Below are 12,763 nucleotides of genomic sequence, written 5' to 3' on the forward strand. Positions count from 1 at the left end.
ACAACCGCGAATGGAGAAACAAAAATGAAAGCTCAATTCATGCTCAAGCCACTGGCATTTGCATTGGCTGCCGTTCTGTCCGCAGGCGTCTATGCCGACCAGGGCGGTGATCGCAACAAAGGCCCTCAAAATGGTGGCAACGCCAGCATTGTTGATAGCCAGAACAACCATAACAACCTGGTACGTAATGAAGGCACCGTGAACGACGCCACTGTGGAAGGCTCACTCGGCGGCGCTTCAGGCAATGTCGGCGTCAACGTGGCTGCCGGCGACAACAACCAGCAAGCCAACGCCGGGGCCATTGCCGTGGCCGATGCGTACATGGTGTTTGGTACCGCCGCCAGCGCCACTATCGATGTGGATCAAACCGCGCGTAACAACACCCTGCGTAATTTCAGCGTGCCTAATACCGCGTCGATGGCCGACTCGGCCAACGGGGCCAGCGGTAACGTAGGCGTGAATATCGCTGCCGGTAACTTCAACCAGCAGAAAAATGACATGGCCATTGGCGTATCGGAAACCGCCTATGCGGCGAATGCCGGCGTGAATGTGAGCCAGGTATCCAATGGCAACGTCACCAAAAACAATGCCACCCTGGACTACGGCACAGCGGCTGTGAGCCTGAGCATGAGTGGCACAGGTACCTACAGCGGGCAGTCTGACCAGATTGGCAACGTCTATCCCGATATCTGGACGGGCGACTCTCACCCGGCTGGCAGCCCAGATGGCCACTTTGACTTGGATACCGCCACTCAGGGTGGCTCTGACCTGAATGACGACGGGGGTGCTTTGGCCTTTAACGAGGCCGGCACGCTTGGCCTCTCGGGCTCGGTTACCGGGGAGATCCCAGTTGTTGCCGGCTTCAATACCGCTGTCGTTAACACCGCCAGCCTGAGCAACTCGCTGAACGGTGCCAGCGGCAACGTTGGCGTCAACATTGCCGCCGGTGGCGGTAACCAGCAGAGCAATTCGCTGGCAGTGGCAGTCGGCTGTACTGCGTGCGCTAGCCAGTAACGCAACCGATAGCGCGGGGTGCCAGCAAGGGCCCTGCGCTTTATGCAGGTGTTTCAATAACCGGAGTGTTGCAACCCATGCTGCGTTTTGTACCGACGCTTATGCTCTGCTCTGCCCTCTGCGGTGTTTATCTGCAGCCGGCTGCAGCTGCCCAGAATATGCCGCTCGCGGTATTGCCAGGCGGTGGCATGGTGTTCAAACCAGTGCAAAGCATCCGTGAGCGGCGCTTCAGTCATTTGGTCGAGCAAAAAACCGATTTCAGCTGCGGAGCCGCCTCCGTAGCGACCATTCTCAACCAGGCCTATGGCTGGGATTTGAGTGAAGAACAAGTCATCCACGGCATGCTCGCGGTGGCCGACGAAGAGCAAGTGCGCAGCAAGGGCTTCTCCATGCTGGACATGAAGAACTACGCAACCAGCTTAGGTATGCGTGCCCGCGGCTACCGTATCGAAAGTAGCCAACTGAAAAGTGTCAGCATCCCGGTGATCGTGCTGATTGAGGTTCGCGGCTACAAACATTTCGTGGTGATGCAGCGCACAGCCGATGACTCGGTGTACGTCGGAGATCCGGTGCTGGGCCACAAGAAAATGACCATGGACGAGTTCACCAAGGGCTGGAACGGCATTGTCTTTGCCCTGATTGGCCCCGGCTATGACCGCAACAATCCATTGCTTGACCCACCTGAGCCATTGACCGCCAGGAACCGCTTAGCGGGTTACAAACTGGTCAACGATGCCGAGCTCATGGAGTTCGGATTCATTCAGAGTGATTTTTTCTAGCACACAGTGCGCGCGGGCAAGAGGCCCCGGGAGTCTGCAATGAAACTCAAAACATGGATGCTTGCCAGCCTGTTGCTACCGGCAATGCCGGTTAGCGCATCGAGTTTGTTTCAACCTATCGAAATCAGTGATGCCGAGATGGCCACCCTGCGCGGCCGCTACATTCTGCCCGAAGGCATTGTGCATTTCGGCGTAACCATGTCGACGTCATGGCGCAACAGCAGCGGCGCCACCATTGGTGCCCAGGTCAATCTGTCAGTGAGTAATCTGACGGCCAACCTGAACGTCACGCCGCTGAATACGGCAGGTAGCGGCGGTGTGCCAGGCCAAGGTCAGGGCCAAGTCATCGGAGGCCAAGGCCTGAATAACGTTCAGGGCATCTCCCAGAGCGTACGCACGGCGGGTGACTACAACACTGGCGAAAACTACGTTGACATCGCGATCACTCACAGCGCCGGGCAACCAATCGCCACGACGGGGCAAAGCTGGAGTGGCAATCAGCAGTTCAGCAATGACGCCGGCACGGTGCAGGTCTCTTCTGCCAATGGTGGCCTGCAGATGCAATTACAAGCCAATCAGGGCCAAGGGGTAGCCCGCCAGTCGATCGGGCGTGGCGGTATCAATCAGCAGGCCAATATCGGCGGCACCTTGAACCAGGTACGCAACCTCACCTCGCTGACCGTGGCCATGCAAGAGAATCCGGCGGCGCAGCAGCGGGTCTACTGCAACCTGAGCCAGTTAGGCGTCATGCAGCGTGCCGGTTATTAAGCGGCTGATCTAAGCGCGACCTCAAGCGCTGTACTTTCCAGGCGCGGACATTTCAGCGCCTGTGAGCCCCATCTTGAGCCGATGTTTTCGGCACAGCCCGGCAAGTGTGTCTAGGCTGGTCAAATAATAATCAGAGTTGATGGAGTGATCCTTATGCGCATACCCGCTTACTTGTTGATATTGCCCATAGCGAGCGCCATCAGCATGGCCAACGCAGCCGAGAACAGCGCCGAAATAACCGCCCTTCGTCAAGAGATTGAAACACTGCAAAAGCGTTATGAGGCGCAGCAGAATGCGCTGATGGTGCTTGAGCAACGGTTCCGCGCAGTGGAAGCCCGCGACCGGCAACAGGCTGCGGCACCGCAACGCAGCCTTGTCGGTTCCGGCCGGACCGTGGGCGGTGCACCGTCTTCTTACGGCGCCTCGCTCAAAGATGATTCCAAGCCCGCCGAAAGCGTTGAAGACGTCTACCAGCAGGCCAGCGGCTTCTTCGGTACCGGCGCATTCAGTTTAGAAACCGGCCTAACCTACACCCACTACAACTCCAACCAGCTCGCCCTAAACGGCTTTCTGGCGCTGGATGCGATCTTCCTCGGCAATATCAATATCGATGAGATCAACTCTGACAGTTACACCCTGGACGTGACCGGACGCTACAACCGGGACCGCTGGCAGTACAGCATGACCGTGCCGGTCAACTACCGCGAATCGACTTACTCCTCGGCGGGTGCTGGCGGCTCAACCGCCAGCTTTAGCGAGCAGAGCGTTACCGGCGACCCACGCATTGGCGACATCACCTTTGGCGTGGCCTACAAGTTTCTCGACGAGGCGGCTGGCATGCCCGACGGCGTGCTCAGTGTTGACGTGCGTGCGCCCACCGGCAAAGACCCTTACGGCATCAAACTGGTGGAAACCTCAGGCAACGACAACCTGTTCGTCCCCGAAGACCTGCCAACCGGCAACGGAGTATGGGGCGTAACCACCGGCCTCTCGCTGGTCAAAACCTACGACCCCGCCATTGTCTTCGGCAATATCGGCTACACCTACAACCTTGAAGACAGCTTCGACGACATCAGCTCCCAGCAAGGCGTGAAAGTGCCGGGCAAGGTGAAGCTGGGCAACACCATCAATTTCGGCTTGGGCGTAGCCTTCGCGCTAAACGAAAAAATGAGCTTGGCCCTGTCGTTTTCCGAGCTGATCTCACAAAAGAGCAAGATCAAGCCTGACGACGGCGATTGGCAATCAGTGGATAACAGCAATTACAACGCGGCCTACTTCAACGTCGGCATGACCTTCGCCCCAACAGCCAACATGAGCATCGTGCCAAACCTGTCGATTGGCCTGACCCCCGACGCCCCGGACTTCAGCTTTAGTATCAAATTCCCCTATTACTTCTAAAGCCTATGCACGGTCTTTTGGACTAGCGTCAGACAAAGAAAAAACAGGCGAGGAAGCGCAGTTTACGAGCTGTAAATGAGCATTCCGAGCCTGTTTTTAACGCGGCATGGCTGACGGCCAGGAGAGCGTGAGCCGGTTCTAAGAGCCCGTATTTCCAAGCCCCCCTACCCCACTTAATTGGTGCTTATGCAAGAGGCGGTACAGGGTGGGCCTAGAAATACCCAGCGCGCGTGCCGCCTGACTGAGATTCTGCGAGTGCTGCATAAGCGCATCGCCAACGGCCTGGCGTTCGGCTCGCAGCTTGTATTCTTCTAGGGTGCCGATTAACGGTGGCCGCTGGATGCCCCGATCAAGCCCAATATCCTCGGCTTCAATCTGCTTGCCCTCCGCGATAACCAACCCACGCCGGACTCTGTTAGCCAGCTCGCGCACATTGCCGGGCCAATGGTGCGAGGTCATTGCCAGTAATGCAGCCTGGCTAAAGCGCCGCGGGCGGCGACCGGTCTCCACACTGAACAGGCTGGCAAAGTGAGCGGCCAGTTGCGGCACATCGAGCACGCGTTCGCGTAACGGCGGCACCTGCACCTGTAACACGTTGAGGCGGTAGTAGAGGTCTTCGCGAAATGTGCCGCTGGCGACAGCCTCTTCCAGGTTGATGTGGGTCGCAGCGATCACCCGCACATTGACCGAAATCGCTTTGGACCCGCCGACTCGTTCGATGGTCATTTCCTGCAAAAAGCGCAGCAAATTTGCCTGCATCTCCAAAGGCAGATCGCCGATCTCATCCAGAAACAGGGTGCCGCCATCGGCAGACTCGATGCGCCCTATTTTGCGCTGGTGAGCACCGGTAAAGGCGCCCTTCTCATGCCCGAAGAGCTCAGACTGAATTAGGTTTTCCGGGATGGCACCGCAATTAATCGCAACCGACGGCATGTTGGACCGCGCGGACATCCGGTGCAGGCTGCGGGCAACCAGCTCTTTACCCGTCCCGCTTTCACCGCGAATCAGCACCGGCGTATCGGTCGGCCCGAGTTTCTCCATGAGTTTGCGCACACGGCGAATCGATTCACTTTCGCCCAGTAATTCATGGCTCTCGTCAGCCAGAAACTTATCACTCTGTTCGCGCAGGAGGGCCATGCCGCAAGCACGCCCCAAGGTGACAATCAGGCGACTCAGGTCAACCGGCATCGTATGAAAATCAAAGAACCATTCACTGATGAAGTCGCACAACTTGGCTTTGGACATGTCTTGGGCACTGACCAACGCCACCCACTCAGCAACATTGCTCGCAATCACAGCCTTGATTTCATCCAGGCGTGATAGCAATCCGGAATGAAAACAGAGCATGCCAACCTGACAAGGATGAATGCCTACATCGCTTAACGAGCGCGCTTCAACCAACCATCCTGCCGCTCGCAACCGTGGGAATAAGCCTCGACACTCCTCGCACGGCTCAATAACCAGCAGCCGACGGGGCTCAACGGCAACAACACACATGCGAACCTCACTCAAGGGTCAAAAAAATAGCCAACCCGAGCAAAAGTAGCAATAATTTGACACAAATGAGCGAACGATTCGCTCTAGATAGCCAAGGGCTTATTACCCTGCGTGTGGCGCCGAGCTATCGACTCAACGCCTAGAAGCCCTGGAGGCGCGAGTAAAAACAGTATGGAGATGCGGACTTTTGGTGAGTCGCACGGTCTAGCGGCATCAGGGCAATCGTGGTTAAGTGCAGCAAGCGCCATTACTCCGCGCACATCAGCCAAACCCTGTTGTAGCCGCCCTGCTCAGTATCGAGCGCTACAATGCAGTGAGTATTTAACCAGCAGAGCCTTGCATGCCTGACTCATCTTCCCTGCCTCGCCAATGGCCGTTGATTGTCTTACTGCTGGTACTACTGGGGTGTGGCTTCCTTGCCACCTCCCTGGCCAGCTATTACGCGGCCCTCGACTCCATACGTGCAGGGATCATCCACACCGAGCTGCCACTGACTTCGGATAACGTCTATTCGGAAATCCAAAAGGATCTGGTCAGGCCCATCCTGATTTCCTCGATGATGTCCCGCGACACGTTTATGCGTGACTGGGTAATGGACGGTGAGCAGGATGCCAAACAGGTTGTCCGCTACCTACGCGAGGTGCAGGAGCATTACGCCACGGTCACCAGCTTCTTTGTTTCCGAGAAAACCCACACCTACTATCAGGCCAAGGGCGTACTCAAAAAGGTCGAGAAAGACCAATCGCGTGATGACTGGTATTTCCGTGTGCGCGACATGCAGGCGCCCTACGAGATCAACGTCGACATCGACATGGCCAACAGCGATCGCATGACCGTGTTTATCAATTACAAGGTGTTCGATTACCAACAGCGCTTTATCGGCGCAACCGGTGTCGGTCTAACCGTGGACGCCGTGGTCAAACTGATCGACACCTACCAGCAGCGCTATAACCGCAGCGTGTTCCTTGTCGACACCGAAGGCCGCTTGGTCCTCACCGGATCCAGCGGCGGCCCCTTGGGCGCACGCGTCGGCCAGTCGCTCAACGAAATTGCCGGCCTGGAAGAGCTGATGGTCAAGCTGCCCCAGCCGCAGAGCGGTGATTTCGAATACCAGGAACAAGGCCGCGGCCACTTCCTCAACGTGCGATTTATCCCTGAGTTGAACTGGTATCTGTTTGTCGATACACACGAAGACGGCGCGGTGGCCGGCATCCGCCAATCGCTGTACATAAACCTGCTGATTTGCCTGGTGATCACCGCTCTTATCATCACCCTGGTTAACGTGGCGCTACGGCGTTATCAGCGCCGAATCAGCGCTCTGGCCACCACCGACCAACTGACCGAACTGCCCAACCGCCGCGGCTTTAACCTGCTCGCCAACCAAGCCATGCAGGAAGCCCGGCGCAACCAAAGCGCGCTGTGCGTTCTGATGCTCGACCTGGATAACTTCAAGCAGCTTAACGACAGCCAGGGGCATATGGCCGGTGATGAAATGCTGCGCCGCTTTGCCAGCCACCTGCGCAATACCGTGCGTAAATCCGACATCATCTGCCGCTGGGGCGGTGAGGAATTTATCCTGCTGCTCAAAGACACCACGCCCGAGCAGGCCCGCGAACTGGCCGAGAAAATCATTCAGCAAACGGAGCAAAGCAGCATCCGTTTCAATGACGTCGACCTGCAGATCACCACCAGCATCGGTCTGGCCCACCTGCAGGCCGATGAATCGCTGGAGCAAGTGATCACCCGCGCCGACCGCGCGCTGTACCGGGCCAAGCAGAGCGGGCGCAACCGCCTGTGTGAAGAAACCGCATGAGTGATGCACCGAGCCACTGCCCCTGCTGTGGGCAGCTCAACCAATGCGCCCAAGCCGCAAGCGCTTCACCCGTGACGCACTGCTGGTGTTTTTCCGTAAAGGTCGACGCCCAGCAACTGGCCAACGTGCCAGCAGAACTGCGCAACCGCAGCTGCCTGTGCCCACGCTGCGCGCAAGGCCTGCCGCCTGATTCGCCACCTGCAACCAACTAGCCATGCGCCTCGACCGCTTTATCAGCAACCTGCCGCAATTCAATCGCCAAGCCGCCCGTCGGCTATTGGCCAGCGGGCAAGTACGGGTGGATGGCGCAGTGGTCGGCGACGGCCTGTACGAAATCAGCCAATTCAGCCGCATCGAGCTGGATGACCAATTGCTCCAAGCTGGCAAAGCCGCGCGCTACTTTATGCTGCACAAACCGCCTGGCGTGGTCAGCGCCACCGCGCACGATGAACACCGCACCGTACTTGATCTGCTGGATGAGCCGGATAAAGCCGACCTGCACCTGGCTGGTCGCCTGGACCTCAACACCAGCGGCCTGCTGCTCATCACCAACGATGGCCAATGGTCGCGCCGCCTGACCGAACCCAGCAGCCGATTGGGCAAGGTCTACCGGGTCGAAACCGAACAACCGATAACGCCTGAGTACATCGAGGTATTCGCCGGCGGCCTGTACTTCGCCTATGAAGACCTCACCACCCTGCCCGCCGAACTGGTCATCCTTAGCAGCAACAGCGCCCTGCTGACCCTGCACGAAGGCCGCTACCATCAGGTCAAGCGCATGTTTGGCCACTTCCAAAACAAAGTCATCGGCCTGCATCGCCTGAGCATGGGCGCCATCGAACTCGACCCCCAGCTCGCACCCGGCCAGTACCGCGCACTCAGTGCCGCAGAAATCAACCACTGCTAAACCACCTGCCGCTTTCTCGGCATACGACCAGCGGTGGAAGAAAAAACAAATAAAGACTTGTGAGTGCAACACGCGGCTGCTTAAATCGAGCCATAAGGTCTTAACGTGACTTGCGAGTCACGAAAGCCATCTAAGCGTTCTTTTGGTTGCTTGCGCACTGCGCAAAATGGGTTCCTGCCTGGTTAAAGACACCGCTCCACACCTGTAAAAAGGGCCGTGGACGATGCTCTGTTTCAGCCCTAACTGATTGAAAATAAACAACTTATAAAATCCTCCAGCCTGACATCTTGCTGTCACGTCCAGGCGCTTATCTATCTGTCCTAAATAGCCCGGCTTAACGCTACCACCGTTAGCCGTGACCACTTTTATGCGCCAGGAGGAAACGACATGAAGCCAGCCATTGCTGTCGTCGATATACACAGGACGTTCAAGGTACACACGGAGTTCTACGCCAACCCCAGCGCGCGCAAGACCATCATCCTGATCAACGGCTCGCTGGCCACCACCGCCGCCTTCGCGCAAACCATCAAATACCTGCAACCGCAGTTCAACGTGGTGCTGTACGACCAGCCCTATGCCGGCCAATCCAAGCCGCACAACAGCAATACCCGGCCGATTAGCAAAGAAGATGAAGCGAGCATCCTGCTGGAACTGATCGAGCAGTTTCAGGTGGACTACCTCATGTCGTTTTCCTGGGGCGGCGTTGCCGCCATGCTCGCCCTGGCCCAGCGCCCAGCGCGCATCGAAAAAGCCGTCATCACCTCCTTCTCACCCCTGCTCAACGAGCCAATGCTCGATTACCTGGAGAAAGGCATGGTCTGCCTGCAGGCCACCGACGGCGAACAGGTCGGCCAATTGGTCAACAGCACCATCGGCAAATACCTGCCTTCGCTGTTCAAACGCTACAACCAGCGCCATATCAGCCGTCTCGACCGCCACGAATACCTGCAGATGTATGCGCACATCAACCAGGTGGTGCACATGGACAACCACTGCCAGATGGAATGCCTGGCGGCTATCGACATCCCGCTGCTGTTTATCAATGGCGAACACGACGAATACACCGCCGCGCAGGACGTGCGCATATTTGCCGAGTACCTGAGCGACTGCCAGTTCGTCACCATCAACAACGCCGGGCACTTTCTGGATATGGAACACAAAGGCGCATGGCTGCAAAGCCAAACCGCCCTGCTGAAATTCCTCCAAGCCCCGGCGCGCAACAGCGCCAGCTACCGAGCAGCGTCCAACCCGCACCACGCGATCGCCGTATGAAACCGCGCCGTAAACCCAAGCCTGCCGCGCAAAAGCACAGATAACCGCGCGGCAGGCTTCATTTCGGCCAAGACTTCCGGTATAAAGGCACCCGCTGCGGACGTCGTATAGTGGTAATACCCTAGCTTCCCAAGCTAGAGCTGTGGGTTCGATTCCCATCGTCCGCTCCAAATCGCAGTAAAAAAGCCCCGAAACCTCAAGGTTCCGGGGCTTTTTGCTCTCTGGCCTAAGCCCTAAGCCGGCGCAGCCGAAAGGCTGCCGACTCAGACAGGTGACAATCATGATCCACGTGATCGATTGAACGCTTGGCCCCCGCTGCGCGAACTACAGAATGGCTAGGGCGGAAAAGCCCAAAACAGGCCGGCTATACGAATGCAACCGCGCTGACGACAGGGTTAGGAAAGCTTTGCTCACTACTTGTGGGGAGAGTCCATATAGCACTTGTTAAAGATTTACTCTGACTTTGCGTTGCATATGCTTATACCAACCAGAGATTATTACGCACTCGGCATAGGCGATCAAACCATAGAGTATAAAGTGGGAAACTATCTCTATTTTAAAGTTTCCAGGCTCGGCTACTAGCCAGATTAACGGAAATGTAAGCATGACCCCAGAAGCAACCCTTATTAGGCTCAATGCGCCAGCCCCAGCCTCTTGAAGAGTATGAGTAATTATGCTCCATGTCTTTCTGCTTGAGTCAGTGCGTTTCCAAATTAACCAATTTATCCCCACACAACTAGGAACGCACCGAATAGCGCCACTAAGTATTATGTAAGGAAACTGTTTTTGGTTATGAGCGCTCCAATCATTGCCTCTAGCTCTTTTGCTCCACCAAGGAAATGGCTGGCTATAAGAGGCAGGCCTCCAAGCAGGAATATTATGAGCGCTTCACTTATCAGGCGAGTCTGCACTTTTCGATAAATCTCTAACGCCTCAATAACCGGCGCAGCTTTGCTGCGTCCGGCGCCGTAGGCGCGTAGTTAATTGACTTGTTAGGGCTATACCAGCCCCCATTCTTGATGAGCTTCGCGAGTGTAGTAACCATACCCATTTGTAGGATAATTTTTGTTAGTTATACCGAATTGACTCAAGGCATCTAAAACGGGTGCTTTTCTAAAAGGTATATGAATAGCTCTTGCTGAGCCGTTCTCGATTCTGGCTTTTAGTGCCGGAGGCCAATAATCGGATAATTCAGCCGGAGCCATTATTGAATCGTAATCAGGGTATGCCAGTATTAATGGCAACTCACAAGTGTCGACAGCATAGGCAATCTCGAATGGAACCCAATCTGTATCATTTTTTGTGGTTTTTGTAAGTATCAATAGAAATTGCTTAGAATTTCTAAGCCTTGTAATCAAGCTTCTTTTCAGAGTTTCTTTATTTGACGAGTCTCGTACTGACGAAGTTTTTTCATGGCTATTACATAGGCTAAATTCAATATGCTTGCTAGCATCCCACATCTTCATTGTATTGTAATACTTAATATCTGACTTAGTTGGGTCTGTGGTTCCGCCTGCGTGAAAGGCCACATATGTTCCGTTACGATATGCCATTTTTAGCTCCAAATAATACGCTTAATCTATTCTCACAAGGCTGCTACTCACTAAAATTAAATACCGCTTCTAGCCGACTTTATGTCCAGAAGATTAATTTTATCAATCTTATCCTCGTGGACAATAATGGTAAGTCTGGCTGGGTATTTAAAACGCATTTCACTAATCCTAAAGGTCCAGAGCATGATTTTAAGTAGGTCTTCATCACTTATATTTTTATGCCCTTGAATTCGTGTTATGCCTGATCCGAATATAGGTGTTGATACATTTTTTTGTGCATAAACTCTATTCACCCGATCCCAGAAGTTAATCAAAAACTCCAAATACTCTGGCATTGTAATTAATGCTTTGTTTGAATCATCAAACTTAGCAAAGGCTGTCAGCAGGTAATCTTTATAAATACAAATAGAACCAATTTGGTGTCGAAGTTTCTTGCCTTGCGTTCTGTTCTCGTTAGCGCCCAAAATTTCATCTTCATAAAAACTATAAGCAGCTATGTGTTCATCCAGATCTGAAACTGCAATATCAAGATGCTCTTTAATAAATACTCCATTCAACGAGCTTTCTGAAATTATTTTATTATCTACCTGAGTATCGAAGTACTCATTGAAAGCAATAACCTTAAAATCAGCCTCTTGAAAAATATCACCCACTTTTATAGTCACATCGCTTCCTTCGATAGTGACATTGATCTTTGTAAGTTTATTTGACCAAACCCATATCCCAAAATAGATAAGCAACAAGCTTATTAAGAAAGTCCCTCCATATACTTCCTTGCACTCTTTTGGTATATCAACGAAAATTACAATCAATGATAAAGCAGTGCTTATGAAAGCGGTGACCTTGAGAAAAGTCTCAATTACTCTTCGATCAAAAAAGCTAACCTTGGTCATTAATTTATGCCCTTATCATTTCTATACATCTACATGCTACGGATTGTAGTCACAGGCTTGAGCCCTAACGCTTGAGTTAAGGGGCGGCCGGCTTGCCGGACGTCCCAGCCTGCGGAGCAGGCGGTTTCAACGAATTGTTATGTTCTTTGACGACGGGCTGCTCAACTTTTTCTAATGCTTCTTTTGTTGGTGTTGGCTCAGGATTGTTCGGTGTGAGTGGCGATATTTTTAATATGGCGACGACTACGAGAAAGGTAATAGATAAACCCACAGTAGTTAAAGCCGCGTATTTCGTAACCCTGTATCCTAATTCTCCGTCTCTTGCCCGGTTCCACTCGTATTTTAGTAGCTCCCGAGATTTGCTGATGAGGGTTTCAATTTTTTCTTCAGCATTGCCGAATTCAGCAGATTCAAAGTCGTTATGAATGTTTTCGACAAGAGATAGAAATTCATTGTTCATTACTTTGATTTTTTCTTCTTTTTCTTTGTCATTTATTCTTAGGAGAATGCTTACTTTAGAATTTAGCATCTGATTGTAAAGGTCTCCATGGTTGTTCTTTTTTGCCATGAAGTCTTGCTTTGGAATCATCTGCCGGTGATTGTCATTCCTCAGCTTCTCCATCAGCGCCCTAGCTGCTGATATGTATTCTGATATTTCTTTACGCAGATCGTTTATCCAGTCTTGTCGGAATTCAGATACTTTTGATTCCTTAACAGAAACTAAATTTATATAAGAGAACACCCCGGCAATTATTGCAGCGGCCACTACTCCAAAGGCTATAAATACTGTATCTGGAAGGCTGATCATGCGTACTCCATGTAAAGAACATAACGTTTGGTTAAGGGGCGGGCTTTAGCCCGCCCCAGCG

Annotated in this window: 12 protein-coding genes and 1 tRNA gene; 9 read left to right on the forward strand and 4 right to left on the reverse strand. The window is 53.6% G+C overall.

Features of this window, described 5'->3' with window-relative positions; translation table 11 throughout:
* The first annotated feature begins 24 nt into the window (after positions 1-24).
* The 4 genes from SOP97_RS01575 (at position 25) to SOP97_RS01590 (ending at position 3,959) form a co-directional block, all read left to right on the forward strand.
* Entirely contained in the window at positions 25-1,014 is a 990-nt protein-coding gene (locus SOP97_RS01575; protein WP_322947886.1) for a hypothetical protein, read from the forward strand.
* Positions 1,015-1,091: 77 nt separating this feature from the next.
* Positions 1,092-1,793, forward strand: a complete 702-nt coding sequence (locus SOP97_RS01580; protein WP_411912006.1) for a C39 family peptidase — start codon at positions 1,092-1,094, stop codon at positions 1,791-1,793.
* A gap of 39 nt (positions 1,794-1,832) precedes the next feature.
* Complete coding sequence (locus tag SOP97_RS01585) at positions 1,833-2,561, forward strand: hypothetical protein (RefSeq protein ID WP_322947888.1); 729 nt, start codon at positions 1,833-1,835, stop codon at positions 2,559-2,561.
* A 204-nt stretch (positions 2,562-2,765) separates the two neighbouring features.
* Positions 2,766-3,959 (forward strand): transporter family protein, encoded by a 1,194-nt coding sequence (locus SOP97_RS01590; RefSeq protein WP_322948021.1) that lies wholly within the window; start codon positions 2,766-2,768, stop codon positions 3,957-3,959.
* 138 nt (positions 3,960-4,097) lie between these two features.
* Here SOP97_RS01590 and SOP97_RS01595 read toward each other — a convergent pair whose 3' ends face one another.
* The gene (locus tag SOP97_RS01595) at positions 4,098-5,456 is read right to left on the reverse strand and encodes a sigma-54 dependent transcriptional regulator (RefSeq protein ID WP_274087787.1); all 1,359 of its coding nucleotides are present in this window, start codon (positions 5,454-5,456) and stop codon (positions 4,098-4,100) included.
* Positions 5,457-5,796: 340 nt separating this feature from the next.
* Between SOP97_RS01595 and SOP97_RS01600 the strand changes: the two genes are divergently transcribed.
* From SOP97_RS01600 to SOP97_RS01620, 5 genes are all read left to right on the forward strand, one after another.
* A complete protein-coding gene (locus tag SOP97_RS01600; protein WP_322947892.1) occupies positions 5,797-7,269 on the forward strand; it encodes a sensor domain-containing diguanylate cyclase in 1,473 nt (490 codons plus the stop codon).
* A complete protein-coding gene (locus SOP97_RS01605) occupies positions 7,266-7,481 on the forward strand; it encodes a cysteine-rich CWC family protein (RefSeq protein ID WP_322947894.1) in 216 nt (71 codons plus the stop codon). Before SOP97_RS01600 ends, SOP97_RS01605 begins: the two co-directional genes overlap by 4 nt.
* A gap of 2 nt (positions 7,482-7,483) precedes the next feature.
* The gene (locus tag SOP97_RS01610; RefSeq protein ID WP_322947896.1) at positions 7,484-8,176 is read left to right on the forward strand and encodes a pseudouridine synthase; all 693 of its coding nucleotides are present in this window, start codon (positions 7,484-7,486) and stop codon (positions 8,174-8,176) included.
* 387 nt (positions 8,177-8,563) lie between these two features.
* A complete protein-coding gene (locus tag SOP97_RS01615) occupies positions 8,564-9,448 on the forward strand; it encodes an alpha/beta fold hydrolase (protein ID WP_322947897.1) in 885 nt (294 codons plus the stop codon).
* A gap of 96 nt (positions 9,449-9,544) precedes the next feature.
* Positions 9,545-9,618, forward strand: a tRNA-Gly gene (locus SOP97_RS01620).
* Positions 9,619-10,446: 828 nt separating this feature from the next.
* Here the strand turns inward: SOP97_RS01620 and SOP97_RS01625 are convergent.
* The 3 genes from SOP97_RS01625 to SOP97_RS01635 form a co-directional block, all read right to left on the reverse strand.
* A complete protein-coding gene (locus tag SOP97_RS01625) occupies positions 10,447-11,001 on the reverse strand; it encodes a TIR domain-containing protein (protein WP_322947899.1) in 555 nt (184 codons plus the stop codon).
* Between the two features lie 56 nt (positions 11,002-11,057).
* Positions 11,058-11,894: a macro domain-containing protein gene (locus SOP97_RS01630; protein ID WP_322947901.1), complete on the reverse strand. Its 837-nt coding sequence runs from the start codon at positions 11,892-11,894 to the stop codon at positions 11,058-11,060.
* 76 nt (positions 11,895-11,970) lie between these two features.
* Complete coding sequence (locus tag SOP97_RS01635; protein WP_322947903.1) at positions 11,971-12,702, reverse strand: hypothetical protein; 732 nt, start codon at positions 12,700-12,702, stop codon at positions 11,971-11,973.
* Between the last annotated feature and the right edge of the window lie 61 nt (positions 12,703-12,763).

Origin of the sequence: Pseudomonas spirodelae, from assembly GCF_034653255.1 — a bacterium.
In the GTDB taxonomy this organism is placed as follows: Bacteria; Pseudomonadota; Gammaproteobacteria; order Pseudomonadales; family Pseudomonadaceae; genus Aquipseudomonas; species Aquipseudomonas spirodelae.

Coding starts and splice junctions, on each gene's coding strand:
- SOP97_RS01575 (WP_322947886.1), top strand. CDS start 25: ATGAAAGCTCAATTCATGCTCAAGCCACTGGCATTTGCATTGGCTGCC.
- SOP97_RS01580 (WP_411912006.1), top strand. CDS start 1,092: ATGCTGCGTTTTGTACCGACGCTTATGCTCTGCTCTGCCCTCTGCGGT.
- SOP97_RS01585 (WP_322947888.1), top strand. CDS start 1,833: ATGAAACTCAAAACATGGATGCTTGCCAGCCTGTTGCTACCGGCAATG.
- SOP97_RS01590 (WP_322948021.1), top strand. CDS start 2,766: ATGGCCAACGCAGCCGAGAACAGCGCCGAAATAACCGCCCTTCGTCAA.
- SOP97_RS01595 (WP_274087787.1), bottom strand. CDS start 5,456: ATGTGTGTTGTTGCCGTTGAGCCCCGTCGGCTGCTGGTTATTGAGCCG.
- SOP97_RS01600 (WP_322947892.1), top strand. CDS start 5,797: ATGCCTGACTCATCTTCCCTGCCTCGCCAATGGCCGTTGATTGTCTTA.
- SOP97_RS01605 (WP_322947894.1), top strand. CDS start 7,266: ATGAGTGATGCACCGAGCCACTGCCCCTGCTGTGGGCAGCTCAACCAA.
- SOP97_RS01610 (WP_322947896.1), top strand. CDS start 7,484: ATGCGCCTCGACCGCTTTATCAGCAACCTGCCGCAATTCAATCGCCAA.
- SOP97_RS01615 (WP_322947897.1), top strand. CDS start 8,564: ATGAAGCCAGCCATTGCTGTCGTCGATATACACAGGACGTTCAAGGTA.
- SOP97_RS01625 (WP_322947899.1), bottom strand. CDS start 11,001: ATGGCATATCGTAACGGAACATATGTGGCCTTTCACGCAGGCGGAACC.
- SOP97_RS01630 (WP_322947901.1), bottom strand. CDS start 11,894: ATGACCAAGGTTAGCTTTTTTGATCGAAGAGTAATTGAGACTTTTCTC.
- SOP97_RS01635 (WP_322947903.1), bottom strand. CDS start 12,702: ATGATCAGCCTTCCAGATACAGTATTTATAGCCTTTGGAGTAGTGGCC.